The sequence below is a fragment of the Luteimicrobium subarcticum genome (assembly GCF_002798015.1).
In the GTDB taxonomy this organism is placed as follows: domain Bacteria; phylum Actinomycetota; class Actinomycetes; order Actinomycetales; family Cellulomonadaceae; genus Luteimicrobium; species Luteimicrobium subarcticum.
The window spans coordinates 1-25,883 of the sequence record NZ_PGTZ01000009.1 but is presented as its reverse complement, the minus strand read 5'-3'; the positions used below and the strand labels follow the sequence as shown (position 1 = coordinate 25,883).

The window sequence follows — 25,883 nt, the reverse complement described above, 5'->3', positions numbered from 1 at the left end:
CGACCAATCAGCAGGACGACTCACTGCGCAGGTACCGGCGCGTGCGTGGGCGACGGCGCCGGCGTGGACGAGCCGTCGTCGGTCAGCGCCTTCGCGAGCTCGCCGTCCGTGTCGGTGAAGGCCTGCGCAACGTTGGTCGCGGCGTCGGCGAGCGCCTTGAGGTTGTCGGTCATCTTGCCGCGCGTGTCGTCCCACTTGTGGGCGAAGTCGCGCACGGTGTCGGCCAGGTGGCCGTGCCCGACGGCACCGGCGATCCGGTCCGAGTGCGCGTTCGCGCCGTCGAACTCGCCCGCGACCTTGGTCAGCGACGACCCCAGCGACGTCACGGCGTCCAGGTCGATCTTCAGGTCAGCCATGTGACCACCCCCCTCGACCAGGAAGGATAGCCAGACCGACCCACCCGGTGTCGATGGGGACCGCTCCCCATGTGGACGACCCGCGTCCCGTTCAGGCGCGTGCGACGGCGGCGCGGCACCGTGCGGCCGCCTGGACGAGGTGGTCGCGCTCGGCGACGTCCGTGGCGCGGCGTGCGGCCTCGGCGTAGCAGTCGGCCGCCGCGACGAGGTCGCCGTCCAGCTCGTACAGGTGCCCGCGGACGGCGTGCCACCGGTGCCGGTCGCCGAGGATCCCCCGGACCCGCTCCGTCTCTCGCAACCCCTCGGTCGGGCCGACCGCGTGCCCGACGGCGACCGCGCGCCCGAGCACCGCGGCCGGGTCCTGCCGCGCCGGGTCGTCGCTCAGGGCGACCAGGTCGTCGTACCAGGCGACGACCTGCGGCCAGTCCGTCTCGGCGTAGGTCGCGGCGTCGTCGTGGAGGGCCGCGATCGCGGCCTCGACCTGGTAGCGCCCGAGTCGTTCGAGCACCAGGGCGGACTGCAGCACCCGCACTCCCTCGGCCACGGCACGGCGGTCCCACAACGACCGGTCCTGCCGGTCGAGGGTGACGACGCGTCCGTCCCCGTCGCGACGCGCGGCGGCGCGCGCGTGGTCCAGCAGCATGAGGGCGAGCAGCCCGCGCGCCTCCGGCTCGTCGGTCGCGAGCGTGAGCTGCCGCGCGAGCCGGATGGCCTCGTCCGCCAGGTCGACGCGCCCCGCGTGACCCGTCGTGAACACGAGGTACAGCACCCGCAGGACGACGGCCAGGTCGCCGGGACGGTCGAGCGCACGTCCCTGCAGCGTCCGCTTCGCCCGGCTGATGCGTTGCGCCATCGTCGCCTCCGGGACGAAGAACGCGTCCGCGATCTCGCGGGTCGTCAGGCCCCCGACGGCCCGCAGCGTGAGAGCCACCTGAGACGCGGGGCTGAGGTCGGGGTGGCAGCAGCAGAACAGCAGGAACAGCGTGTCGTCGCCCTGCTCCGCGGGTCCGGGGGGCGGTTCGGCGTCCACCGCGTCCTCGCGCCGACGCCGGGACGCGGCGCTGCGCCGCGCGTCCACCAGCCGCCGGACGGCGACCGTCGTGAGCCATGCCCGCGGGTCGCGCGGAGGGCTCTCGGGCCACACACGCAGCGCCTCGACGAGCGCCTCCTGGAGCGCGTCCTCCGCCGCGTCGAAGTCCTCGCCGCGGCGCACCAGCCCCGCGAGCACGCGCGGGACGAGGGCGCGCAGGGCGCCCTCGTCCAGGGGCGGCGGCCCCTCGGTCACGGGCCCGTCGGTCACGCGCGTCAGGCGGGCTCGTCCGCGGACGGCCCGTCCGACATGATCTCCCGGACGTCGATCCACTCGTACAGCGGCTTCCCGCCCTGCCCGGGCTCCGACGACACGTACGCCGCGATCTCGAGGGCCCGCTCGTACGAGTCCACGTCGACCATGTACCAGCCGGCGACGAGGTCGGACGTCTCGGGGTGCGGCCCGTCCGTCGTCACGGGCGCGGCGCCCGGACCGCCGTAGCGCACCCACGTCTGCTGCGGGGTGAGGGCCTGGGAGTCCACGTACTCGCCGCTCTCCCGCAGCATCTCGCCCACGTGGCCGAGGAACGCCATGTGCGCCTCGACGTCCTCGGGCGCCCACTGGTCGAGCGGCGGCGAGGGGCGGTATTGCTCGGGGCCACCGCGGTAGTGCTTGAGGAGCAGGTACTTCGGCATGGTGTCTCCTGGACGCAAGGGGGTCACGCTCATCGTGGCCCGTCACCTGGTGAGCGGAGCCGGTCGACGGTTCTCGACACCATGCGCGCGGCGGGGTTCGAGGTCGCCCGGCGGCCTGCGTCAGGCCGCCGGCGCCGACGACTCCGCGGCCCGCAGCACCTGGTCGCCGCGGTCGGTCGCGAGGGCGTCGAGCGGCGTGTCCCCGTCGAGGTCGTCGCGCGCGGTGAGGAACCACTGGCGCGCGGCGTCCTCGTCGTGCGTGGCGGACAGCGCCTCCCAGGTCTTGTAGGCGATGCGCAGGCGCAGCTCGGACTCGTGGGCGGGGCGGGGGCCGTCGTCGTCGGCCCACTCGACGGCGTCGTCGCGCTCGGGTGTCCCGGCGAGGGACGCGACGAGGGTCGGCCCGAGGACTGTGTCGAGCGCGGCGGTCAGGTCGTGGATGTCCATGCGGTGATTCTTCCGGACCGCGGGAGTGCACGCCCGGCCCGGGTCACCCGAGGCGGAGCGTCGTGATCTTCACCAGCCCGCGCACGCCGCCCACGGACACGTCGCGCCAGTCGCCGATCACCGCGTAGACCGTCGTGATCCTGGTGCCGGCGGCCACCTTGCGCACGGTCGCGTACTGCAGCCCGGGGCCCTTGCGCAGGAAGGTCGTCTGCCGGGTGACGTAGGTCGGGTGCCACGACGTCGACGTCGGCGACACGTACGAGGCGCTCACCCACCCGTGGGTCGAGCCCACGGTGACGGGCACGAAACCGTTCGTCTTCTTCCCGGGCTGCGAACGCATCGCGGTGCCCTGCGCGACGGTCCGGACGACGCGTGCCGTGCTGGACGCCGCGGAACGCACGTTGAGCCGGGCCGTCGCGTAGTACGTGCAGGTCGCGGGGATGCGGACCCCCTGGTCGAAGATGCGTGCGGCGCCGAGGCTCACACCGTGCCCGACGAAGAAGGTGACGGGGTTGACGGCCGTCGCGCCCCAGCCGCCCTTCCACACCTCGAGGTGCAGGTGCGGGCTGGTCGCGGGCCCGGACGACCCGACGAGCGCGATGCGCTGGCCGGCCGCGACCTTCTGCCCGGCGTGCACGTACCGGGTCGCGTCCTCCATGTGCAGGTAGACGGTGTCGTACCGGATCCCGTTGATCGTGTGCCGGATCATGACGTACCCGGCCTCGCCGCCCGTCGGGTCGACGGCGTGGGTCACGGTGCCCGCGGCGACGGCGTAGATCGGGGCACCGTACTGCGCCTCGAGGTCGACGCCGAGGTGCCAGGCGCTCGCGTCCGCGACGGGCAGGCACCGTGGACCGTACATCGACGACGTGGAGAACGTCTCGGCCCGCAGCGGCAGGACGACCCGCGTCGCCCCCTCGGCCGGCGGGGCGACGAGCGTCCCGACGAGCGCGAGGAGACCGGCGGCGGCCGCGGCCAGCGCGGCGAGCAGCGCGGGCGCTGTCCGGGGTGTCGTGCGGGCGCTCGGGGTCTGGGGCTCCACGGCCGTCTCCTTCGTCGTGCCGTCCGGGTCCGGCGAGTGTAGGCACGGGGTGCGCGCCCCCGCCCGGCCCGCTACGCGTGCAGGAGGCCGTGCGCCCGCAGGTACGCGGCGACGATCCCGGCGACCCCGGTCATGCCGGCGGCGTTGGGGTGGTAGGCCGCCGAGTCGGAGGTCGACGTGGCCCCGGTGATCCAGGCGTCGTCGCCGGCGCACGCGTCGTGCCCCTTCGACGCGGTGTAGGTGTCGGCGTACGACGCACCGGTGGTCGACGCGGCGTCGCGCAGCGCACTGTTGAGCTCGCGCTCCCACTGGTCGACGTACCCGTAGTCGCCCTCTGCGAAGGGCAGCACCTGGGGGCACGTGCTGCCGTCCGCGGGGACGATCCGTGGGTACCCCACGAGGACGACGTCCGCGCCCGGCGCCTTCGCCCGGACGGCCCGGACGGCGTCCTCGACCTGGGTCTGCGTCGTGCGGAGCTTGTCGGCGACGGTGTCGTCCTCGCCGACGACGAACCGGTCCCGGCAGGGCGACCCGCCGGGGTCGCTCGCGGCGACCTCGACGCACCCCTGGATCAGGCCGGAGAACACGTTCTGGTCGTTCGCGCCGAGCCCGATCGTCACGAGCTCGGTGTCGGCGGCGACGGCGTCGACCTGCGGCGCGAACGTCTGGGTGCCGATGGACTGCGGCAGCGTCACGTTGGCGGGCGACGCCCCCGAGCAGCTCGTGTCGGTGAGGCTGTGCGCGTCGATCGCGGCGGCGAGCAGGTGCGGGTAGTCGTTCGTCGAGCGTTGGCAGGCGCCGGCGGCCGCGATCTGGTCGGGGATCAGGGGACCGGCCGTGTAGGAGTCGCCGAGGGCGACGTACCGCGGGCCGGAGCCGGGGCGGTCGTGCACGGCGACCGTCCCGGCCACGGCGAGCGCGAGCGCGGTGCCGACGCTCAGCCCGACGACGAGGCGGGTGCGGCGCGGGCCGGGCGTGCGTGCGGGGGCCGGCGTGGGGGTCGGTGCGGGTCCAGGGGTCACCAGGGAGCTCCGTCGTGGTCGGTCGGTCGGGGGCCGTGACGACGGCGTCACCGCCGACGCTAGCGAACCGGGGGCACCCGGGGACAGTCGGGGGACGTCCGGGGTCGTCTCGGGGGACATCCCGATGCCGCCCGACGAGTTCGCGCACCCAGGATGGTCGTGTCGTATCAGGGACGCCCGCCGGGCCGTCCCTCAGAAGCACCGGTGCGCTCGGGGGAGCGCACGAGGCCGACGCAAGGACTCGGGGGAGTCAGTCATGTCACGTGTCACGGGGTGGGTCACGCATCGCTGGGTGAAGTGGGGGGTGCTGGCGTTCTGGGTCGCGGTGCTCGCGGTCCTGGGGCCGCTCGCCGGGAAGCTGTCGGGGGTCGAGTCGAACGAGGCGAAGAGCTGGTTGCCGGCTCAGGCCGAGTCGACGCAGGTGCTCGACGTCGCGGAGAAGTTCTCCGACCCGGACACCATCCCGGCGGTCGTGCTGTACGTGCGGGACGGCGGTCTGACGCAGGCGGACATGGCCGCGATCCAGCAGGACGTCGCCACGTACTCGCAGCGCACCGACCTCGACGGGAAGGTCGTGGGCCCGGTGCCGTCGGAGGACGGTGAGGCGGCCCAGGTCGTCGTCCCGGTGAACCGCGGGCCGAACGGCTGGGAGGAGATGTCGGGAGTCGTCGACGACCTCCGGGGGACCGCGCAGGACGGCGCGGCCGGCATGTCGGTGTACGTCACCGGGCCGGCGGGGAACGCGGCGGACTCGTCGGACGCGTTCGCGGGCATCGACTCGACGCTGCTGCTCGTCGCGGGCGGCGTGGTGATCCTCATCCTGCTCCTGACGTACCGCAGCCCGGTGCTGTGGATCTTCCCGCTGGTGTCGGCGGGCGTGGCGCTCACGGTGTCGCAGGGCGTCATCTACCTGCTCGCGGAGCACGCGGGTCTCACGGTGAACGCGCAGTCCGCGGGCATCCTCACCGTGCTGGTGTTCGGGGCGGGGACGGACTACGCCCTGCTGCTGGTGGCCCGGTACCGCGAGGAGCTGCGACGGCACCAGGACCGGCACCAGGCGATGGCGATCGCGCTGCACCGCGCCGGCCCGGCGATCGTGGCGTCCGGCGCGACGGTCGTGCTGGGCATGCTGTGCCTCCTGCTGGCGCAGATGAGCTCGACGGCGGGCCTCGGCCCGGTCGCCGCGATCGGCATCGCGAGCGGCCTGCTGGTCATGCTGACGCTGCTGCCCGCCCTGCTCGTGGTGTTCGGACGCTGGGTGTTCTGGCCGCGCGTCCCGCACCAGGGTGACGCCGAGCCGTCCGTGCACGGCGTGTGGGCGCGCATCGGCGCCAGGATCGCGCGGGCGCCGCGGCGCACGTGGGCGGTCACGTCGCTCGTGCTGGTCTTCCTGTCGCTCGGCATGACGCAGCTCGACGCGACCGGTCTGTCGAACGCGGAGTCGTTCCGTGGCACGCAGCCGTCGATCGTCGGCGAGCAGGAGCTCACGAAGCACTTCCCGGGCGGGGCGGGCACGCCGGTCGTCGTGATCGCGGACGGCGGTGACGCGCAGACCGTGGACGCGGTCCGGACCGCGTTCGCCGGGACCGACGGGATCGACGGTGACTCGGTGACGAAGCCGGTGGTCCAGGGCGATGTCGCGTACATGGAGGGCACGCTGACGTCCGCGCCGGACTCCCAGGCGGCGAAGGACACCGTCGACCGCGTGCGCGACGCGGTGCACGCCGTGCCGGGTGCGGACGCGAAGGTCGGCGGCATGACGGCCGTCAACCTCGACGTGCTGCGCGCGTCGTGGGACGACACGGTGCTGATCATCCCGGTGGTGCTGCTCGTCGTGTTCCTCGTGCTGATGGTGCTGCTGCGGGCGCTGACCGCGCCCCTCGTCCTCATCGGGACCGTCGTGCTGTCGTTCGCGGCGGCGCTCGGCGCGAGCGCGCTGGCGTTCAAGTACCTGTTCGGGTTCGCGGGCACGGACCCGTCGTTCCCGCTGTTCGTGTTCGTCTTCCTGGTCGCGCTGGGGATCGACTACAACATCTTCCTCATGACGCGGGTTCGCGAGGAGGCGGCGCACGTCGGCACGAGACGCGGAGCCCTCATCGGGCTCCGGGCGACGGGCGGTGTCATCACGTCCGCCGGGCTGGTGCTCGCCGGGACGTTCATGGCCCTGTTCACGCTGCCGCTCGTGGCGTTCGCCGAGATGGGCTTCGCGGTGGCGCTGGGCGTCCTGCTCGACACGCTGATCGTGCGGTCGGTGCTCGTGACGGCGCTCAACCTCGACATCGGGCGGACGATGTGGTGGCCGAGCCGGCTCGCGCGCCAGGACGACGTGTCGCGCGCGGAGGTCGCGAGCCTGGCGGACCACCTGCCCGCCGACGACGAGAGCGCGGACGGCGCCGAGCAGGACCGGGAGCGGGCGGGGGTCGGCGCCTGACGGGCACACTTGCTCCATGCGCATCACGTCCAAGATCGACTACGCCGTCCGCCTCGCGGCGGAGCTGGCCGCGGCGTACCCGTCGGGGGACTGGGTCAAGGCGGACGACCTGGCCCGGGCGCAGGACGTGCCGGCGCAGTACGTGCTCGGGCTCGTGAACACGCTCAAGCAGGCGGGGCTCGTCGTGACCCACCGGGGGGCGGGCGGGGGTGCCAAGCTGGCGCTCCCGCCCGACCGCGTGCCCGTGGCGGACGTGATCCGGGCGATCGACGGGCCGCTGGCGAGCGTCGGCGGGACGCACGTCGAGGACGTCGAGTACCGCGGGTCCGCGGTGGCGGTGCGTGACGTGTGGGTGGGGCTGCGGGCAGCGATGCGGTCGGTGCTGGACACGGTCTCGCTCGCGGACGTGGTGGCGGGCGAGCTCCCGCCGTCCGTGGCCGGCCTCATCGCGGACGACGACGCGTGGCGCACGCGACCGAACCGGCGGGACACGCGCCCGCGCGGCGCCTCGAGCGACAGCGTGACCTCCGCCTGACGCCTGAGCCGAGCAGGGTGGCCGCCGTAACGCGCGCGGACACATCGGTCCGTCCCTCGGGACGCTTCTTGAGCACGGCGCTCAGGTTTATCTACCGTCGACGCATGACGACCACGACCACCACCTGGCACCCGGACCCCGCCGACCGAGCCGAGCCGCCCCGCGCGGTCGTCCTCGTCGGGAACCCGAGGCCCGGATCGCGCACCCGAGCGGTCGCGGAAGCCGTCGCGCGCGGCGTCCTCGGCCGCTGGGACGTCGACCCGACCCACCACGTGATCGAGCTGGCCGACCACGGCGCCGACGTCCTCGAGCCCGACGCCTCTGCGGTCGCGGACGACCTCGCCCGCGTGGCCGGCGCGACACTGCTCGTCGTCGCGACCCCCGTCTACAAGGGCTCGTACACGGGCCTCCTCAAGGCGTTCCTCGACCGGTTCGGGCACCGACCGCTCGACGGGGTGGTCGCCGTCCCCGTCGTCGTGTCCGCCGCGCCCGCCCACGCCGCCGCCGGGGACGACCACCTCCGACCGCTGCTCGTCGAGCTCGGCGCGACCGTCCCCGAGCGGTCGTTCGCCGTGACGGAGGCGGCGCTCGCGGGCGACGGCGGGACCGCCGGCGCGCCCCTCGACACCGTCGCGGACGCCCTCGTCGCCGCGTGGCTCGACGACCTCGGCCCGGACCGGCTGCCGGCGGTGCCGGCCGCGCTCCTGGCTCCTGTCGCGGCGGTGGCGTCGTGACCGCGGTCGCGCAGCCCGTGTCGGTACCGGTGACCGCCCCGGCAACGTCGCCTGTGCCCGACGGTCCCGCACGGCTCAGCCCCGACGCGTTCCGCAGCGTGTTCCGCGGCCACCCGGCCGGCGTCGCGGTCGTCGCCCTGCGGCACCAGGGCCGACCGGTCGGGTTCACGGCGACTTCGGTGATCTCGGTGTCCGCCGACCCGCCGCTGCTCGCGTTCTCGCTCGCCGCGAGCTCGTCGTCGTGGCCGGCCGTCGAGCGGGCCGACACGCTCACGGTGAGCTTCCTCGGCGCGGAGCAGGCGGACGTGTCCGCGCGGTTCGCGACCAGCGGGATCGACCGGTTCGCCGCGGGCGGCTGGCACGCCCTCGCGACCGGGGAGCCCGTGGTCGACGGGGCGTCCGCGTGGGTGCGGGCACGTGTCGTGCAGCGTCACGTCGCCGGGTCGAGCTGGATCGTCGTGGTCGAGGCGCTCAGCCACCACGTCGCGACGGATGTCGACCCGCTCGTCTTCCGGGACCGCCGCTACCACCGGCTCGGGAGCGCCGCGGTCTGACACGTCGCGTCGCAGGCCGCGGGCACACGACGACCCCGGCGCCGAGGGAGTGCGGTGCCGGGGTCGTCGTCGGTGCGAGCGGTGTGCCGCCGGCTCAGATGCCGGTGACGGTCTCGTTCGACTCGGCGGGCGTGGCGATCGTGATGACCTCGTCCTCGCGGTCCGACTCGAGGGCCTCGTCGGCGGCGTGCTGCTCCTCGGGGGTGCGGCGCTGCGCCTTGGACGGGCGGATCGCGGGGACGTCTCCGACGATCGGGACGGGCTTGGTCCGCCGCACGACGCCGTACCGGGTCGCGAGCCCCGCCATCGTCGCCATGCGGTTGCGGGCGCCGAGCAGGCTGCCGATGTGGACGAACAACCACACCGCCCACGCGGGGTACCGGGTGAGCTCGACGGTCTTCTCGGCGCCGGGCAGGCTGCCGAGCGCGGGCACCTTGTGCAGCCCGGGCAGGTTCGCGAGGCCGGGGAGCTCGCCGACGGCCGAGCGGCGCCCGATGACGGCGAGCTGGCCCTTGTCGTAGTACTCGAACTTCTCCGTCTCCTCGCCTGCGATCAGGCGCAGCACCTGGCGGGCGAAGTGCTGGCCCCCCTGGATCGCGGCCTGGGCGAGCTGCGGGAGGTCCTGCGGGGCGATCGCGACGTCGCCCGCGGCGAACACGCCCGGCAGCCCCTCGACCTGGAGGTCCTCGCCGACCTTGATGCGGTTCCCCTTGTCGAGCGGGAGGTCCCAGCAGGTGACCTCCTCGTGCGGGGACACGCCCGTCGCCCACACGGTCAGGTCGGACCGGACCTTCGTGCCGTCGGTCAGCACGACCGCATCCTCCTCGACGGCCGCGACGCCCTGGCCGAGCCGCAGCTCGACGCCGCGATGACGCAGCTGGTCGGCGGCGTACTTCCGCAGCTTGGGCGTGAACGGCTTGAGCAGCTCGGCGCCGCGCTGGACGACCGTGATGTTGAAGGCGTCGCCGTCGATCTCCGGGTAGGCGGGCCGCAGGCCCTGGTCGCGCAGCTCGGCGAGCGCGCCGGCCATCTCGACGCCCGTGGGTCCGCCGCCGACGACGACGACGCGCAGGCCATCCGTCGTCTCCGGGGTCTGCGCCGCCTTCTCGAGCCGGGTGAAGAGGGTGTCGCGGATGCGGATCGCCTGAGAGCGCGAGTACATCGCGAACGCGTGCTCCTTCGCGCCGGGCGTCCCGAAGTAGTTCGTCGTCACACCGGTCGCGACGAGCAGGTAGTCGTAGTCGAGGTAGCTGCCGTCGAGCAGGCGGACGCGCTTGCCGGGGGTGTCGATCTCCATGAGGTGCTCGTGCACCACGTCGACGTTGCGCTGGCGCACCCGCAGGCTGCGCAGAAAGTGGGTCACGTCGCCGGGGTTCAGGCCGCCGGTCGCCACCTGGTACAGCAGGGGCTGGAAGGTGTTGTAGACCCGGCGGTCGATGAGGGTCACCCGGACCGGGGCCTTGGCGAGCGCCTTCACGGCGTTCACCCCGGCGAACCCGCCGCCGACGATCACGACATGGGGAAGGTCTTTCGACGCCTTGCGCGCGTTGTCCGTCACGTTGCCACGCTACCGGCGTCCGCGGACCCGATGCCACGCAGCGGGCCCTGAACGGTCGTGTCCTTGGCCACGGTCGGGCCACGATCGGCCACGATCACTCGTCGTCGCCGGGGACCGGGGCGCCCGCGGGCATCCCCGTCGCCGTGTACGCCGCGAAGTGCGCACGCCACCGGTCACGGGCGCCCTCGGCGTGCAGGCCGTCGTGGCCGTCCCCGTCGAGGTGCGCGGCGAGCGCGTCGAGGCAGATCTCCCAGCCGGCCGCGTTCCGGGCCGCCTCGTCGCGCAGGGCCAGCCGGTCGGTCAGGCCCAGACGCGCGCCGGACGGGCCGCCGTCGGTGACCTCGAACCACAGCTCCTCGTCGTCGCCCCAGGTGAACGCGAACCGGCGCGGCGGGTCCCAGGCGAGCACCTCGCCGCTCGTCGGCGGCAGCAGCGGATCGTCCGCGAAGTCGATGCGGCCACCGACGCGGGGCCGGTACGACAGCGCCTGCGGGAACCAGGCCGCGAGCTCGGCGGGGTCGCTCACCGCAGCCCACAAGCGCTCGGCGTCGGCCGCGACGTCCACCTCGAAGCGCAGCGTGGGGCGCCCGTCGTCCTCGTCGAACGTGCCGTGCCGCATGGCGCACCGCCTCCTCGCTCCCGCGAGCGGTCTGCCCGCTGCCTCCACGCTAGCCCGATGCGTCGACGTCGACCCGGCGAGCGCTCCGGCGGGCGACCTGTCAGCCGGCGCGGCGGACGAGCTCGTGCAGCAGCGCCATGGGGTCGGACGTCGCGACGGCGTACCAGCTCCCGTCGCGCAGCCGTACGAGGAGCGCGCGGGTGCGAAACGTCGGCGACCACGCTCCCGCGGCCGGTCGCGGACGGGGGACGGGCGTCCCGTCAGGCCCCTGCTCGCCGGCGCGCAGCGGCCGTCCGAGCACGACCTGGGCGTGCAGAACCGCAGGGTCGAGCTCGACGAGGGGGTAGGCGTGGCGCCCGACGTACAGGGTGGTCGCGGTGAGTCGCAGGTGCCCGTATCCGCGGGCGCTGAGGGACGTGACGAGCAGGACGCCGGCGACGAAGGCTCCGGTCCACGCGACCGCGCCCGCTCCCGTGGCGTCACCGGAGAGACCGCGGACGGAGGTCACGACGACCGTGAGCACCAGCGCGACGGTGGCGGGGAGCCACCACCGCGTCGGGGTGTCGGTCCAGTCGGCCGCGTCGCTCACGCGTGCATCGTCCCGACGCGGGGTCCCGGCCGCCACCGGAGCGGGACGGTCGCCCAACGGGTCCTGACCCCTTGCCGAACGGGCGGTCGTCCACCGGATGACTGCTCATGCGGTGGACGACCGCCCGTTCGGCGGGGTCGGACAGGTGCTACTTGCGGACGATCGTGAACGTGGACGTCGTGTTGTTGATGTCCTGCGCGTTGTTCGCGAGCGTCAGACCGGTGAAGGTCGCGGAGCCGACGGCCGGGCCCTGACCCGCCTCGGGCTGGGCGTTCGCCCAGATACCGAAGCCGGACTTGGCGTCGAACGCGTCACCGCTCTTCTTCGCCCCCGTGATCGACACGTTGGTGAACGTCGTGTCGGTGACCGCGTTCTGCGGGTTCGAGCCGACGTAGTTCGTCTGGAACATGATCCCGGAGTACGTCGGGTCGATGATGTCGACGTTGCTGAACCGGATCCCCGCGAACTTCTGCGACGCGGAGAAGATCCAGATCGCGGGGAACGTCTGGGAGCCCCAGAAGTGCCCGCCGTCGCGCACCAGGGTGATGCCGTCGAAGGTCGTCAGCCCGGGCCCGAAGTCCTCCATCGAGTACCCGAAGTTGAGCGACGACACCGTGATGCCTGCGTAGACGAGCGTGTCCGCGACGTAGATGTTGCGGAACGTGTTGCCCTGCCCGCCGTACACGGCGATGCCGGCGGCTCGCCACGTGAGCTTGACGGTGAGGTTCTCGAGCACGCTGCCCGTCTCGCCCGTACCGCCGTTGTCGGTGGCGGCGAACAGCACGAAGCTGTCGTCGCCCGTGGAGCGTGCCTCGGAGTTCGCGATCCGGTTGTTCGCCGACCCGTTGGTGAGGTTGATGCCGTCCGCGAACGTGTCGCGGATGCGCAGGTTCGTGAACGTCGAGTCGTCGACGTTCGTGCCCCACACGGCGCACACCTGGTGCTCGACCCACAGGTCGTCGACGGTGATGTCCGAGACCTTCGTCAGGTCGAACACCTTGCCCGGCCCGTCGATGCGCGCCACGTAGTTCCCGAACCACGCGAAGTGGTGGAACGCCGAGCCCGCCGCCGTGCTGTCGACCCGGAAGCCCGTGTCGGTGTTCGTCTGCGCCGGGTCGGACCGGAACCGGGTGAACCACACGCCCGCGCCGACGACGTCGACCGGCTTGCCGTACAGCTGGAACTTGTTCGACACCGTGTAGTCGCCCGCCGGCAGGTACACGCCCTTGAGCTTGCCGGTGGTGTCCATGCGGACCTTGTCGAGAGCCGCCTGGACGTCCTGCTGACCGAAGCCGGCCGGCTCGACGTACGCCGTCTTGTCGGGGTTGGCGAGCTGGGTGGCCTGCTCCAGGTCGACGAAGTCGACCGCGATGTTGCCGCCGTTCGCCGCGTCCTTCTGCAGCCTGATGGTCGAGCCCGCCGGGACGGTCGTGCCGAGCAGCACGTTCGCCTCGTCGTAGACGTGCCGCGGCGCGCCCGAGCCCGACGTGTTGGACGGGTTGGTCTCGTCCCCGTACAGCCACGCGTACGCCGACGTGAGCGGGAGCGCCTTGAGGAACGTCCCGTTGACGTACACGTTCACGGACGACGTCGTGCCGTCCGGGATCGAGAAGCGCGCCACCAGGGTGTTGGTCGCGGCTTTCGTCGTCCACTGGACGTACGCCCCCGACTGGTTCAGCGTCACGGCCTGGCGGCCCGACGCCTCGCCGGCGAGGTCGCCGACCGTGCGGTTCGGTGCCAGGACGACGGCGCCGCCGCCCACCTGGCCGTTCTCCGCCTCGTACGTGTCGTACGGCATGTTCGCGCCGCGGCCCACGAAGAACGACGTGCTCTGCGTGTTGTTCGCCTGCTTGGCGCTGATCTCGGCGGAGTCCGCCGCGACCGTCGTCGTGACCGTGAACTTGCCGTTCGCGGCCGTCCACGAGCCGACGTTCACCGTCGTGCTGCCGCCGGCGGCGATCGCGCCCGCGGTGCCCGTGAGCGTCTTGACCGTCGCGCCGGACGCGTCCTTGAGCGTCACCGTGACGGCGTGCGTGCCCGACGCCGCGACGTTGCCCTGGTTGGCGACGACCACGGAGAACGCGGTCGCGTCGCCCGCCGCCGGCGTCGTCGGCGCCCACGAGGTCGCCGGGACCAGGTCGGACGACGGCACCGCCGTCACGACGAGCGCCGTCGGGCTCGTGAACGCGTTGTTGGTCTCGACCTGCTCCGCGACGACGCCGGCGGAGTCCGCGGTGGCGCCGATCCGGTAGGAGCCGGCGACCTGCGCGCCGACGTTCGCCGTGACCGTCGTCGACGAGCCGGCGGCGATCGCCGGGACCGCCTTCGTGGCGACCGTCGTGCCGTTCACCTGGAACGACACGCTGCTCGCCGCGGCGTCACGGTTGCCCTGGTTCTTCACGACGGCGCTGAGGGTCACGGCGTCCGTCTCGACCGGGGTGCTCGGCGACGCCGTCACGCCCGTGACGACGAGGTCCGGGTTGGGCGCCGGGGTGCCGTACGCCTCGAGCTCGGCGACCTGGCCGTTCGACGACCCCGTGTTCGCCGTGAACTGCAGGCGGACGTCCGACGCGGTCGCGCTCAGCGGGACGGTCACCGTGTTGCCCGTCGCCGGGTCGAACCCGTACGCGGCCGACGCCTTGATCGTCGTCCACGTCGAGCTGCCCAGCGCGTGGCCGAGGACCGCGAACGTCTGGGTGCGAGGGCCCCACGCAGCCGCCGGCGGCAGCTTGACGACGAGGGACGTCAGGCTGGTGTCCGCGCCGAGCGCCAGGTCCAGCGTGCTCGGGTACGAGCCTGCCGCGCCCTCCCAGTAGGTGGCCGTGTTCGCGTCGTTCGCGTTCGCGGCGACGAACGTCCACGCGACCGACGACGCCGTGAGCGTCTTGCCGACGGCGAGGTTGGTGCCGGTGGGCGGGTTGGTGGGCGTCTGGGTGGGTGTCGGTGTCGGTGTCGGTGTCGGTGTCGGCGTGGGAGTGGGAGTGGGAGTGGGAGTGGGCGTCGGCGTCGGGGTGGGCGTCGGCGTCGGCGTGCCGCCGCCGCCCGCGGTCCCGATCACCTGCAGCGACGAGAGCTGCGCAGCGTTCCAGCCGGTGTTCGCGGTGACCGTGACGCGCACGTAGCGGGCCGTCGTCGACGCGAACGTGATCGGGACGGTGTTCCCGGAGGCCGGGTCGAACGTGTACGTCGCGCTGTTCTTGACGGTCGCGAAGGACGAGCCGTCGGTGCTCGTCGCGACGGAGAGGGTCTGCGTGCGCGTCTCCCAGCCCGACGGGAGCTGTAGCGTCACGCCCGTGACCGTGGACGACGCGCCGAGGTCGACCTGCGCCCAGCTCGGGAAGACCCCGTTCGTGGCCTCCCAGTAGCTGCCGGCGCTGGAGTCGGTGAGGTTCGACGCGACGTAGGGCGCGCTGCTCGTCGAGACGGTCGCGGTCTTTCCGGCGGCCAGATCGGTACCGCTGGTGCCTCCTCCCGAGCCGCCCGAGCCGCCGGACGTCCCGTGGACCTCGAGCTCGGAGAGCTGGCCGGCGGGCCAGGCGGTGTTGGCGCTGACGAGCACCCGGACGTACCGGGTGTCGGCGTCGGGGACGTCGACGGCGACCTTGTTGCCGGACGCCGGGTCGAACGAGTACGCGGCGGAGGCGGCCAGGGTGGTGAACGAGCTGCCGTTGGTCGAGCCCTGGAACGTGACCGTCTCGGTACGGGCGCCCCACCCGGTGGGGAGCGACATGACGAGGTCGGTGACGTGCTGCGTGCTGCCGAGGTCGACCTGGACCCACTGCGGCAGCGTGTTGTTGGGCGACTCCCAGTAGGTGCCCTGGTTGCCGTCCGTGATGTTGGCCGAGCCGTAGACGTCGGCGTGGCCGCTCTCGGCGGTGGCCTTCCCTGCGGCGAGGTTCGTGGCCGTCGCGGCGCCCGCGCTGAGGACGGCGCCGAGTGGTACGAGGAGCGCAGCGGCCGTGCCGGCCGCGAGCGCCGTGGTGAGGTGGCGTCTCATGATCGTCGTCGATCTCCTGTGTTCGGTCGGACCGGGGGCTCGACGGGTCCTCAGGGGCACGGTCCGACCGCCGGTTCCGGTGCGACCGTGCGCCGGGACCGTGTGCCGGGTCCGTGCCTCCGCTCCAGGCAGGACCTCGCCGGGTGCACGTCGTTGCGCGTGCCTCCGGATCGTGCGTCATGCAAGCCGCTTGCGTTGTTTCGTACGTCGATGTGCGATCCACGAGCGACTTCTTGCATCTCCTCCGTGCCCGACACTACGAACGATCGGGTGAAACGGTCAAGCCCCTCGTCGCGCTCCCCGCGCCGCCGAACGGGCGGTTGTGCCCCCTCTGAGCGCTCATGCGGTGGACGAGTCCCCGTTGGAGGGTCGCCAACCGCCCGTTCGGCGGGTGGGGCGTGCGCACGGTGCCCGAGGGCGTGCCCGCGGGTGGGGTTCGATGCGCGCGGGGCGGCGGGGGTTCGTCAGGCGGGGGTCGTGAGGCGGACGGCGGCGATGCGGGTCGCGAGGTCGAGCGCGCCCAGCACTGCGGCGCGCCGGGCGAGCCGGGCTTCCCGCAGGACGGCCCCGCCGGTGGTGTGCTCGGCGAACGTCGCCCGGAGTGCCGTCGTCAGCGTGCCGCTCGCGCTCCCGAGACGACCGTCGAGCACGATCGTGTGCGCCCCGGTCCTCGTCGCCTCCCGGGCGAGCGCGATGCCGAGAGCGACCCCGGCGCGCCGCAGGTCGTGGCGAGTCGCATCGGGGCCGGCGGCACGGCGGACGTGGTCCTCGCACGCGGGGAGCGTCTCGGTCGCCCGGCCCGACTCGGCCTCGGCCCCGGTCAGGCGCCGGGGGACGGCGCCGTGCCCGGGTGCGCCCGAGGCCGACGGGCAGGCGGCGCGGTCGGGGTCGAGAAGGAGGGTCGTCTCGACGCCGTGGTCGATGTCGACGTGCAGCACGGGGTGGTGGCCCGACGACCGGTCGGCGGACGCACCCCATGCCGCGTCCGTCGCGCTCGCGGCGCGGTGCTCAGCCTGCGCCGCGAGGTCGACGGCTCGCACGACGACAGCTGCGGGCGCGCCGGGGACGCGCAGGAGGGTCGTTGCGACGATTCGTGCGGCGTCGGCGGCGCGGTCACGCCGGGCGACGACGACGGCTGCCACGTCGTCCAGGGTCACCACGTCGCCGCCCGTGATGTGGCCGTCGATGCTGCTGTGTCGACCCGTACCTGCGCGGTCCCGGACGAGCGCCTCGGCCAGGGCGTGCTGGGCGTGGCGGGCGGCGCCGATCGGGTCGGTGTCGACCGGGAACCGGGTGGAGCGGTCGTGGACGACGTGGCCGTCGAGGTCCCCCAGCAGCACCCGGACGTGCCGCGCTCCGAGCTCGACGGCGACGCATCGTGTGGCCCCGGCGGGGGCGGCCAAGGAGTACCGGGCGGGCGCGTCGGTCGACGGCTGGGTCACGGGCGTCATCTCCTTCGATGCGGGACCGGCGGCGTGGTGATGCAGCGAGTCGCCGCGACTGCTTGGGTTCACAAGATGAACTCAAGCAGTGCCACGAGTCTCTGGGCTGCACCGACGTCTGGCAAGCCCCGACGGCAACGTTTCCGCATCGATCCCCTGCGCCCTTCCGTCCCCCGTCCCGCAACCCCTCCGCGCCGACCAGGAGGTTGCCTGCCAAGTGAGCGTTCACACCTGCGTCCAACCCCCTGCTGGGCAGCGGAGAAGCGCCTGCTCGGCGCGCGGCGCCGTCGCACCCCGCGGGTTGCACGTCGCACCCCGCGGGGTGCACGTCGCACGTCACACACCCGGTTGCCGCCGTCCGGGAACAGTCGCCCTGGGCGAGCGGTTGTCCCTGACGTGACCACGACACCTGCCGCCAGCACCCCCGACGTCCTCGAGCCCGCAGCGAGCGGCGCCACGAACCCCGTGAAGATCGACGTCTGGTCGGACATCGCGTGCCCGTGGTGCTACGTCGGCAAGCGGCGCCTCGAGACCGCGCTGTCGCAGCCGGGCGCCCCCGACGTCGAGATCGAGTACCACTCGTTCGAGCTGTCGCCCGACACCCCGGTCGACTTCGAGGGCACGGCCGCCGACTTCCTGTCGGCGCACAAGGGCATGCCGCTGCCGCAGGTCGAGCAGATGCTCGAGCAGATGACGCAGCTCGCCGCGGCGGAGGGCCTCGACTACCACTTCGACGACGTCCACCAGACGAAGACGCTCGCCGCGCACGAGCTCCTGCACCTCGCGAAGGCGCACGGCCTCCAGGCCGAGATGAAGGAGCGCCTGCTGCGCGCGTACTTCGTCGAGGGACAGCACGTCGGACGCGTCGACACGCTCGTCGAGCTGGCCGCCGAGGTCGGGCTGGACGCCGACGAGGTCCGCACCGCGCTCGCCGACCACACGTACGCGGACGCGGTCCAGGCCGACATCGCGCAGGCGCGCGCGTTCGGGATCAACGGCGTCCCGTTCTACGTCGTCGAGGGTCGCTACGGCGTGTCGGGCGCGCAGTCGCCGGAGACGTTCACGCACGTCCTCGAGACGGTCGTGGCCGAGCGCTCGGGCGCCGGCACGACTGCGGACGCGGCGCAGTGACCGCCCCGGTGTCCGCCGAGGTGCCCGCCGCAGGCCCGGTCCCGTCCGCGGACGACGCGACGACGACCGCACCGGCCGGGGCCGACGCCCCGGCCGCCCCTGAGCACGGCGCCGCGGCGAAGACGGTGGGCGTCTTCGCCGCGGCGCCGTTCGTGGTGCTCGACACTCCCGACGCCCCCGTCTGCGTGGACGGGGTGTGTGCACCCGAGGTCTGACGCCTCGCGACCCGGACGGCTCATGTTGTGCGTGGACGACGGTGAGCGCCCCGTCCCAGCTGACACCACGCCCCTCGACGCATCCGGTACGCTTTTCTGTACGGGCTGTCGGAGGAGATCTCGCCATGAGGACCATGAGCTACACCGAGTCGCGGGCGCGCTACGCGGAGGTGCTGGACTCCGTGGTCGACGACCGCGTCGAGGTCATCGTCACCCGGGCCGGTCATGACCCGGTCGTCATCGTCGCGCTCGACGAGTTCGAGTCCCTGCGGGAGACGGCGCACCTCATGCGGTCGCCCGCGAACGCGCGGCGCCTGCTCGATGCGATGGAGCGCCTGGAAGCCGGCTCCGGGAAGTCCCACGACCTGCTCCCCGCTGACTGACCCGTGCGGCTCGTCTGGGATACCAACGCGTGGGACGACTACCTCTGGTGGCAGCTGCAGGACCGCAAGACCCTTCGTCGCGTCAATGCGCTGATCGAGGACGTCGTCCGCAACGGCAACGAAGGCATCGGCAAGCCGGAGCCGCTCAAGCACGACTTCGCGGGGTACTGGTCGCGCCGCATCACGGATGAGCACCGCCTCGTCTACAAGGTCGTCGACGGTGAGGTCCGCATCGCCGCGTGCCGCTACCACTACGGCCGGTGACCTCACCGACGGTGCGCCACCTGCTGCGTCTGACCGACTGGTCCGCCGACGACGTCGACGAGGTGTTCCGCCTCGCCGCCACGTTCGAGGCGGGCGCAGGCCCGCGGGTCGACGGGTGCGCGGTGCTGTTCTTCCCGCCGTCGAGCCTGCGCACCCGGGTGTCGTTCGAGCGCGGCGCGGCGCTCATGGGGCTCCAACCGGTGACGTTCCCGCCCGAGACCCTCGACAAACCGGAGGCGCTCGCGGACGTCGCGGCGTACCTGGCGGCGTGGGCGGACGTCCTCGTGGTGCGCCACCACGACCCGGCCGTGCTCGCGGGGCTCGCGGCCCCCGACGTCCTGCCCGTCGTCAACGCGATGACCGCCGACGACCACCCGTGCGAGGTGCTGTCCGACCTCTACGCGCTGTCCCGGACGGCGGACGTCCGCCGCCTGCGGTTCCTGTTCGTCGGCGGGGACGGGAACGTCGCCCGCGCGTGGCAGGGAGCTGCGCAGCTGCTCGGCCTGGACCTCGTGCAGTGCTGCCCGGCCGACCTCCGGACGCGCGACCTCCCGCCCGGCGTGCGCTGGACGGACGACCTGGCCGACGCGGTCACGCGCGCCGACGTCGTGCTGACCGATGCGCCCGGCGAGCACGCAGCGGTCCTCGCTCCGTCCCAGGTCACCGCGGACCTCCTGGCCCGCGCCCCGGAGGGCGTGCGCCTCGCGCCGTGCCCGCCGTTCGTCCGCGGGCGGGAGGTCTCGTCCGACGCGCTCGCGAGCGCTGCCTTCGTCGGGCACGCGTTCAAGGCGTCGCTGCTGCCCGTGCAGCAGGCGGTGCTCGCGCACTGCCTCACGAGCTGACGGGCAGCCCGACGGTCGGGCGCAGGTCGTCGAGCCCGCTCGGTACGGACGCCCCCAGGTCGCGCAGGAGGACGCGCACCTGGAACCGGAGCGCGGGGTCGGCGGCGAGGCGCGGCATGACGCTGCGCGGCACGGTCACCTGGTGCAGCCCGAGGCCGGTCTCGCGGCTGACGAGCTCGCGGACCTCGACCGGCCACGCGGCGAGCGCGTCGGACTGCGCCCCGAAGCCGACGGGCACGCCGTCGCGCGCGAGCACGCCCGCGTCGGTGTCGTAGAGCCGCGCGGCCCCGCGCCGGTCCTGCCAGGGGGCGCCGTGGACGGTGAGCATGCCGGTCGCGTCGCGCACCGTGACCCGGACCTTCGTCGCGACGACGGCGGCGAGCTGGCCGCGGCTCAGGAGCGCGACGACGACGCCGAGCCGCTCGCCGGGCGCGCGGCGGACGGCCTCGGGCACGTAGCCGAGCGGGTGGACGCCCGCGACGAACGCCGAGGCGCACCCGTCGAGCACGCCGAGCAGCATCGGGACGACGGGCTCGCGGCCCGCCGCGACGAGCTTCTCGCGCAGCCGGTCGGGGTCGGCGTCCGCGCCCACGAGCACGAGCGGGAACCGTCCCGTCACGGGGGTGCGGCGCTGCTCGGCGAGGACGTCCGCGAGCGTGCGCCCGCCGAAGGGGCCGCCCTGGCTGAGCCGGGTCCGGGCGACGTCGTCCGTGTCGATGCCCGCGAACGTCCGGAAGCCGTCGCGGGTGAGGAGTCCCGGCACGGTCGTGGCGCGGCCGGGGTAGTTCCAGGGGCTGTCCTCGAGCAGCGTCATGCCTCGACCCTTCCACAGGGGTGCCTGCCCGTGCACGGTCACCCGCGTCCGTGCGGGCTGGTCGTCCGGACGGTGGAGTTCGCCTTCCCGAAGGATTCCGCCGGCCGTCCCCGGGACACTGGACGGGTGACGAACAGGACACCGGACCGTCGGACGCTCGCGCGCTGGCGCGGCTACCTCGCGGACGAGCGGGCGGAGGCCGCGGTCTACCGCGACCTGGCGAGCCGGCGCACCGGCGAGGAGCGCGACATCCTGCTGGCGCTCGCGGACGCGGAGGGTCGGCACGAGCAGCACTGGCTGGACCTGCTGGGCGACCAGGTCGGCCCGCCGCGCCGGGGTGACTGGCGCACACGGTTCCTGGGGGTCATGGCCCGTCGCTTCGGCGGGGTGTTCGTGCTCGCGCTCGCGCAGCGCGCGGAGTCGCGCTCGGAGTACGCGACGGACGCCGACGCGACGCCCCAGATGGCCGCGGACGAGCGCATCCACGAGGAGGTCGTGCGCGGGCTCGCGGAGCGGGGGCGCAACCGGCTCTCGGGGTCGTTCCGGGCGGCGGTCTTCGGGGCGAACGACGGCCTGGTGTCGAACCTCGCGCTCGTGCTGGGCGTGGGCGCGAGCGGTGTGGACCGGCAGGTCGTGCTGCTCACAGGCCTGTCGGGTCTGCTCGCGGGCGCCTTCTCGATGGGCGCGGGGGAGTACGTGTCGGTGCGCTCGCAGCGGGAGCTGCTCGAGGCGTCGACGCCGAGCGTGGAGGCCGCCGCCTCGCTCCCGGACCTGGACGTCGACCGCAACGAGCTCGCGCTGGTGTACCGGGCGCGGGGCATGAGCGCCGAGGACGCCGACGCCCACGCCGCCGAGATGATCGGCACGTGGACGGACCGCACCGTCCTGGCGCCCGCGCCCGTCGACGACGACCTCGAGACGCACGGGACCGCCTGGGGGGCCGCCGTGTCGAGCTTCTGCTTCTTCGCGTCCGGGGCGGTGATCCCGGTGCTGCCGTATCTGTTCGGCATGGGTGGTCTGGGTGCCGTCGTGCTCGCCTCGGCGCTCGTCGGGATCGCGCTGCTGGGCACGGGCGCGGTCGTCGGCCTGCTGTCGGGGACGTCCCCGCTGACCCGCGGGCTGCGTCAGCTCGTGATCGGGTTCGCGGCGGGCGCGGTCACGTACGTGCTGGGGGCGGTCTTCGGAGCAGCGGTCGGCTGACGCGGTCCGGCGGCGCGGGGCGCGTCACGGCGTGGGCGCTCCGCCGGGGGTCCGCAGGCACGTCGTGTACCGAGGGTCGTCAGGATCCCAGGTGGGGTGCTCGAACCGTGCGCGGAACTGCGAGCCGTCGAGGTCGGCGACCAGCCCGCTGCGGACCATGCAGCCGGCGATGAGGTCGTCGAGCGCCTGCGCGTCCACGCGGCCGGGGTTCTGCCGGACGCTGGTGTAGAGCGTCTCCGCAGGCCCGAGGGTGCGGGCACGACACTGCGTCATCGCGTCCTCGGCCTTCGCTCCGTCGGCGTCGTCCGTGAAGCCGCTGAGCGTGAACTGCTCGTCGTCGACGTACTCCACCCGGTACCCGGCCGCGTCGACGCACCGGACGAACTCCGCCTTGAGCCGGTCGAACTCGTCGGTCGTGACGCGGTCGTCGGCCAGGACTGCGCGCTGCTCGACGGTCGTGGCGGGGTCCGTCCGTGCGGCAGCGAAGTCTGCGGCCCACGGGTCGGCGGGCGGCGCGGAGCCGCTGCACGCCGCGAGCGCGGTGGCGAGGACGAACGTCACGCCCAGCGCGAGCGCGGGACGGCTAAGGGAGCGGCGGACGCACGGGCGTCGGGTGGCGGGCATCATGGTGGCGCTCCTCCTGGTGCGAGGGGTGAGGTCCGCCGCGGGCCTGCGACGCCCGCGGCGGACCTCGTGGGGCGGTGCGCTCAGCTGGTGCTGACGGAGACGAAGCTGCCGTTGATGCTGTCCGAACCGCCGCGCGCGTGGTGCCCGGTGACGGTCACGAACGAGCCGGGGGACTTCGCCGACTGCGGTCCGGACCCGTAGGCGCTGTACACGTAGCCCACGCTGCCGGCGGCGGTGCGGTAGGTGAGACGAGCTTCGACCTTGGGGCACTGGTACGGGTAGACGTACGTCCCGCTGCCGTCCGCAGCTGCGGCGAGGGTGCAGATCTTGGTGCTCCCGTAGTACTGGTTGTAGTAGTGCAGCGAACCGGCCTCGGCGCCGGCGGGGATCGCCACGGTGAGGCCGACGGCGGCCGCCGCGACGGCGAGGCGGATCAGGGTGCGCTTCATGGAGTGCTCCTGGGTGCGAGAGGGGCGACACCCGACGGGGCGCCGCACGAGGACCCCGACCGATCGCCGGTGATGCGGAGATCCGTTTGTTCGCGGCCCTGCGATAAACCGACGTTAGCGGTGAGCCCGCTGTGAGAACAAGGGGAGGATTCGAGGTTCTTCGTCCGATTGCGTCGGTCGGTCACCTGTGCCTGTCACGCGAACCGCGCACGAATCGGTTCGATCGCCCGCGTACCCTTGTCCGAGTGCCACGCCTGCTCGCCGACCTGACCCCGCTCCGACTCAGCCCGGCGTACCGGCGGCTCTGGGCCGGTCTGGGTGTCTCCAACCTCGGAAGCCAGCTCACGGTCGTCGCGGTCGGCCTCCAGGTGTACGCGCTCACGAGCTCGACGTTCGCGGTCGGCGTCCTGGGCATCGCGGCCTTCGTCCCGCTGGTGCTCCTCGGCCTCTACGGCGGCGCGCTCGTCGACGCGTTCGACCGCCGCAAGGTCGCGCTCATCGCGTCGTCGGCGCTGTGGGTGCTGACCGGGCTGATCCTGCTGCAGGCGGTCCTGCACCTCGACCAGGTCTGGGTGCTGTACGTCCTCGTGGCGTTCCAGTCGGCCGCGTTCGCGATCAACAACCCGGCGCGCACCGCGATCATCCCGAGGCTCGTCCCGGCGACCTCGCTCGCCGCGGCCAACGCGCTCCAGACCCTCTCGATGAGCATCGCCCTGACCGTCGGACCGCTCGCGGGAGCGTTCCTCGTCGCCGCGAAGGGCTTTGCCTGGGCGTACGCGATCGACTTCGTGCTGTTCACCGTCGCGCTCTGGGCGCTGTGGCGGCTGCCCGCTCTGCCGCCCGTCGTCGCCTCGGGCGTCGCGACCGGCGGTGACGCCCCCGACCCGCGGTCCGTGACCGCCGGGAGGCGCAAGGTCGTCGGGCTCGCGTCCGTCCTGGAAGGGCTGCGCTACCTCGGTACCCGGCCCAACGTCCGCATGACGTTCCTGCTCGACCTCGCCGCGATGATCCTCGCCATGCCGCGCGTCGTGTGGCCCGCCGTCGGCGTCCTCTACATCGGCGGCGGCTCGACGACGACGGGGTGGCTCAACGCGGCGTTCGCCATCGGGTCCGTCCTCGCGAGCCTGCTCTCCGGTGGCCTGTCGCAGGTGCACCGACAGGGCCGCGCCGTCGTCGTCGCCGTGCTGAGCTTCGCGTGCTCGACCCTGCTGTTCGGGCTCGTGCTCGTCGGCATCGGGAACACCGCACCAGACCACCTCGTCGTCTGGGGGCTGCTCGCTGCCGGCGTCGCGCTGGCGCTCGCGGGCGCGTCCGACGGGGTGAGCGCGATCTTCCGCCAGACGATCCTGCAGTCCGCGACGCCGGACGACATGCGCGGGCGCCTGCAGGGCGTCTTCATCGTCGTGGTGGCGGGCGGACCGCGCCTGGGCGACCTCGTGACGGGCGGCAACGCGTCCTGGTTGGGGGAGGCCTGGGCCGTCGTGGTCGGGTCGATCCTGTGCCTCGTGGTGGTCGGGCTGCTCGTGCGCTCGAGCCCGCGGTTCCTCGCGTACGACGCGCGGCACCCGGAGCCCTGAGCGGGTCCGCCCCGGGCGGCGCGGCGCGTGCTCGCCTCGAGTGGTCCAGACCACTAGGCTGGGCGCGACATCTGCGGGCGGGCGCGACAGACTCGTGCCCGAACCCGTCCGGCAGCGCAGCTGAAGGAGACACCATGGAGCGCACCGTCGTCGTCAAGATCGAGGAGGGCCTCCACGCCCGCCCCGCCGCCCTCTTCGTCCAGGCCGCCGGCGCGCAGCCCGTCGACGTCACGATCCGCAAGGCCGGCGACTCGGAGCCGCTCGAGGCCGACTCGATCCTGTCCGTCATGACGCTCGGCGCCGGCCCCGGCACCGAGGTCGTCCTCGCGACCGAGGGCGACGGCGACGACGACAAGGCCGCGCTCGACGCGCTCGAGGAGTTCCTCTCGCAGACCGTCATCGCCTGACCGCCGATCCGTGCACCACCGGGTGTGATCCATGGGAACTTCTGCCCATGGACACCCGGATCGCGCTGGCTATCCTTCTGGCAAAGGGGGTGTGCCATGAGTCGTCCGTCTGACTGGTCGCCGGTGGGTCTGGACATCGATCCGACGCCGGGTGATCCGGTGCTGGTGCTGGCGGGTGGTCGGGACTACCTGGACGTCGCGACGGCGATCGATGATGCGGCGTCGGCGTTGGACCGGTTGTCGGTGGACGGGACGGTCTCTCAAGCGGTGGATGCGGTGATGGACCGCAAGGAAGACGTCATCGCGGACATCCGCAAAGCCCATGGTCGCTACGAGGCCGCGGGGAACGCGCTCGTCACCTATGCGGGGGTGCTCGACCGGGTCCAGTCGGACACGCTCGCGGCCCTGAACAAGGCGATCTCCGCCCTGGACGAGTCGGCGGACGCGACCGGGATCAAGTCCCGGTGGCAGCAGCTCGCGGACGACGCGTCCGATCCGCACGAGAAGACGGTCTACCAGCACAAGGCTGATGCGGCGGGTGACCAGGTCACTGCGGCCCATGGTGTGGTGAACGCCGCGAAGGGTGACATCGACACCGCGGTCGCCGACCGGGACCGGGCTGCGGACAACGCGATCGCGCAGATCACCGACATCACGTCACACGATGATCTGAACGACTCGTGGTGGGACGACTGGGGGTCGAAGGTCGTCGCCGCCATCGCGGACATCGCCGATGTGATCTCCACGATCGCGGGGATCTTGGCGATCGTGGTCGCGTTCATCCCGGTGGTCGGGACCGCGCTCGCCGGGGTGTTGTTGGTCGTGGCTGCGGTGGCCGCGATAGTCAGCGCTCTAGCGAACATCGCCCTCGCGGCGACCGGGGAACGGTCGTGGCTCGATGCCGGGATCGCGATCGCCGGCGC

Annotated in this window: 27 protein-coding genes; 13 read left to right on the top strand and 14 right to left on the bottom strand. The window is 73.2% G+C overall.

From position 1 onward, the window contains the following. Positions 1-20 precede the first annotated feature (20 nt). From CLV34_RS10810 to CLV34_RS10785, 6 genes are all read right to left on the bottom strand, one after another. Entirely contained in the window at positions 21-356 is a 336-nt protein-coding gene (locus tag CLV34_RS10810; RefSeq protein WP_100350330.1) for a hypothetical protein, read from the bottom strand. Between the two features lie 91 nt (positions 357-447). Next, entirely contained in the window at positions 448-1,656 is a 1,209-nt protein-coding gene (locus CLV34_RS10805) for an RNA polymerase sigma factor (protein WP_245859180.1), read from the bottom strand. 5 nt (positions 1,657-1,661) lie between these two features. Continuing rightward, complete coding sequence (locus tag CLV34_RS10800) at positions 1,662-2,081, bottom strand: YciI family protein (protein ID WP_100350329.1); 420 nt, start codon at positions 2,079-2,081, stop codon at positions 1,662-1,664. Between the two features lie 120 nt (positions 2,082-2,201). Further along, entirely contained in the window at positions 2,202-2,528 is a 327-nt protein-coding gene (locus CLV34_RS10795) for an Rv2175c family DNA-binding protein (protein WP_100350328.1), read from the bottom strand. A 43-nt stretch (positions 2,529-2,571) separates the two neighbouring features. After that, on the bottom strand, positions 2,572-3,570 hold the full coding sequence (locus CLV34_RS10790) for a peptidoglycan DD-metalloendopeptidase family protein (protein WP_100350327.1): 999 nt from the start codon (positions 3,568-3,570) through the stop codon (positions 2,572-2,574). Positions 3,571-3,641: 71 nt separating this feature from the next. Then, positions 3,642-4,592, bottom strand: coding sequence for an SGNH/GDSL hydrolase family protein (locus tag CLV34_RS10785; RefSeq protein ID WP_157803807.1), 951 nt, complete (start codon positions 4,590-4,592; stop codon positions 3,642-3,644). A gap of 256 nt (positions 4,593-4,848) precedes the next feature. On the opposite strand from CLV34_RS10785, the gene CLV34_RS10780 reads away from it, so the two are divergent. From CLV34_RS10780 to CLV34_RS10765, 4 genes are all read left to right on the top strand, one after another. Then, positions 4,849-7,023, top strand: coding sequence for an MMPL family transporter (locus tag CLV34_RS10780; protein ID WP_100350325.1), 2,175 nt, complete (start codon positions 4,849-4,851; stop codon positions 7,021-7,023). Between the two features lie 16 nt (positions 7,024-7,039). Beyond that, the gene (locus CLV34_RS10775) at positions 7,040-7,558 is read left to right on the top strand and encodes an RrF2 family transcriptional regulator (protein WP_100350324.1); all 519 of its coding nucleotides are present in this window, start codon (positions 7,040-7,042) and stop codon (positions 7,556-7,558) included. 104 nt (positions 7,559-7,662) lie between these two features. Beyond that, on the top strand, positions 7,663-8,292 hold the full coding sequence (locus CLV34_RS10770) for an NADPH-dependent FMN reductase (RefSeq protein ID WP_100350323.1): 630 nt from the start codon (positions 7,663-7,665) through the stop codon (positions 8,290-8,292). Between the two features lie 53 nt (positions 8,293-8,345). Next, a complete protein-coding gene (locus tag CLV34_RS10765) occupies positions 8,346-8,846 on the top strand; it encodes a flavin reductase family protein (protein ID WP_245859179.1) in 501 nt (166 codons plus the stop codon). Positions 8,847-8,940: 94 nt separating this feature from the next. Here CLV34_RS10765 and CLV34_RS10760 read toward each other — a convergent pair whose 3' ends face one another. The 5 genes from CLV34_RS10760 to CLV34_RS10740 form a co-directional block, all read right to left on the bottom strand. Next, positions 8,941-10,404, bottom strand: coding sequence for an NAD(P)/FAD-dependent oxidoreductase (locus CLV34_RS10760; RefSeq protein WP_100350322.1), 1,464 nt, complete (start codon positions 10,402-10,404; stop codon positions 8,941-8,943). A 94-nt stretch (positions 10,405-10,498) separates the two neighbouring features. Then, positions 10,499-11,023: an SRPBCC domain-containing protein gene (locus tag CLV34_RS10755; RefSeq protein ID WP_100350321.1), complete on the bottom strand. Its 525-nt coding sequence runs from the start codon at positions 11,021-11,023 to the stop codon at positions 10,499-10,501. 100 nt (positions 11,024-11,123) lie between these two features. Then, a complete protein-coding gene (locus CLV34_RS10750) occupies positions 11,124-11,612 on the bottom strand; it encodes a hypothetical protein (RefSeq protein ID WP_100350320.1) in 489 nt (162 codons plus the stop codon). A gap of 148 nt (positions 11,613-11,760) precedes the next feature. After that, positions 11,761-15,609 carry a discoidin domain-containing protein gene (locus tag CLV34_RS10745; RefSeq protein ID WP_100350319.1) on the bottom strand — a complete coding sequence of 1,283 codons (3,849 nt, stop codon included), beginning with the start codon at positions 15,607-15,609 and terminating at the stop codon, positions 11,761-11,763. A gap of 464 nt (positions 15,610-16,073) precedes the next feature. Next, the gene (locus CLV34_RS10740; RefSeq protein ID WP_157803806.1) at positions 16,074-17,051 is read right to left on the bottom strand and encodes a hypothetical protein; all 978 of its coding nucleotides are present in this window, start codon (positions 17,049-17,051) and stop codon (positions 16,074-16,076) included. 396 nt (positions 17,052-17,447) lie between these two features. On the opposite strand from CLV34_RS10740, the gene CLV34_RS16980 reads away from it, so the two are divergent. The 5 genes from CLV34_RS16980 (at position 17,448) to CLV34_RS10715 (ending at position 19,886) form a co-directional block, all read left to right on the top strand. Continuing rightward, entirely contained in the window at positions 17,448-18,182 is a 735-nt protein-coding gene (locus tag CLV34_RS16980) for a DsbA family oxidoreductase (RefSeq protein WP_425436230.1), read from the top strand. Beyond that, positions 18,179-18,397, top strand: coding sequence for a hypothetical protein (locus CLV34_RS10730; RefSeq protein WP_100350316.1), 219 nt, complete (start codon positions 18,179-18,181; stop codon positions 18,395-18,397). Before CLV34_RS16980 ends, CLV34_RS10730 begins: the two co-directional genes overlap by 4 nt. Positions 18,398-18,522: 125 nt before the next feature. Beyond that, positions 18,523-18,780 (top strand): type II toxin-antitoxin system Phd/YefM family antitoxin, encoded by a 258-nt coding sequence (locus tag CLV34_RS10725; RefSeq protein WP_100350315.1) that lies wholly within the window; start codon positions 18,523-18,525, stop codon positions 18,778-18,780. A 3-nt stretch (positions 18,781-18,783) separates the two neighbouring features. Next, complete coding sequence (locus tag CLV34_RS10720) at positions 18,784-19,044, top strand: Txe/YoeB family addiction module toxin (protein ID WP_100350314.1); 261 nt, start codon at positions 18,784-18,786, stop codon at positions 19,042-19,044. Beyond that, on the top strand, positions 19,041-19,886 hold the full coding sequence (locus CLV34_RS10715; protein ID WP_245859178.1) for an ornithine carbamoyltransferase: 846 nt from the start codon (positions 19,041-19,043) through the stop codon (positions 19,884-19,886). The genes CLV34_RS10720 and CLV34_RS10715 overlap by 4 nt, the downstream gene beginning before the upstream one ends. Here the strand turns inward: CLV34_RS10715 and CLV34_RS10710 are convergent. Further along, the gene (locus CLV34_RS10710; protein WP_157803805.1) at positions 19,876-20,700 is read right to left on the bottom strand and encodes a hypothetical protein; all 825 of its coding nucleotides are present in this window, start codon (positions 20,698-20,700) and stop codon (positions 19,876-19,878) included. The two genes, CLV34_RS10715 and CLV34_RS10710, sit on opposite strands and share 11 nt — an antisense overlap. 126 nt (positions 20,701-20,826) lie before the next feature. Between CLV34_RS10710 and CLV34_RS10705 the strand changes: the two genes are divergently transcribed. Next, positions 20,827-21,900 carry a VIT1/CCC1 transporter family protein gene (locus CLV34_RS10705; protein ID WP_100350312.1) on the top strand — a complete coding sequence of 358 codons (1,074 nt, stop codon included), beginning with the start codon at positions 20,827-20,829 and terminating at the stop codon, positions 21,898-21,900. Between the two features lie 24 nt (positions 21,901-21,924). On the opposite strand, the gene CLV34_RS10700 is transcribed toward CLV34_RS10705, so the two are convergent. Next, positions 21,925-22,527: a hypothetical protein gene (locus CLV34_RS10700; protein ID WP_157803804.1), complete on the bottom strand. Its 603-nt coding sequence runs from the start codon at positions 22,525-22,527 to the stop codon at positions 21,925-21,927. Between the two features lie 80 nt (positions 22,528-22,607). Continuing rightward, entirely contained in the window at positions 22,608-22,976 is a 369-nt protein-coding gene (locus CLV34_RS10695) for a hypothetical protein (protein ID WP_100350310.1), read from the bottom strand. 245 nt (positions 22,977-23,221) lie between these two features. On the opposite strand from CLV34_RS10695, the gene CLV34_RS10690 reads away from it, so the two are divergent. From CLV34_RS10690 to CLV34_RS10680, 3 genes are all read left to right on the top strand, one after another. Beyond that, positions 23,222-24,553, top strand: a complete 1,332-nt coding sequence (locus CLV34_RS10690; RefSeq protein ID WP_100350309.1) for an MFS transporter — start codon at positions 23,222-23,224, stop codon at positions 24,551-24,553. Between the two features lie 134 nt (positions 24,554-24,687). After that, the gene (locus tag CLV34_RS10685; protein WP_100350308.1) at positions 24,688-24,960 is read left to right on the top strand and encodes an HPr family phosphocarrier protein; all 273 of its coding nucleotides are present in this window, start codon (positions 24,688-24,690) and stop codon (positions 24,958-24,960) included. A gap of 24 nt (positions 24,961-24,984) precedes the next feature. Beyond that, positions 24,985-25,883: hypothetical protein (locus CLV34_RS10680; RefSeq protein ID WP_211289421.1), on the top strand; the 899-nt coding region annotated here is incomplete at its 3' end.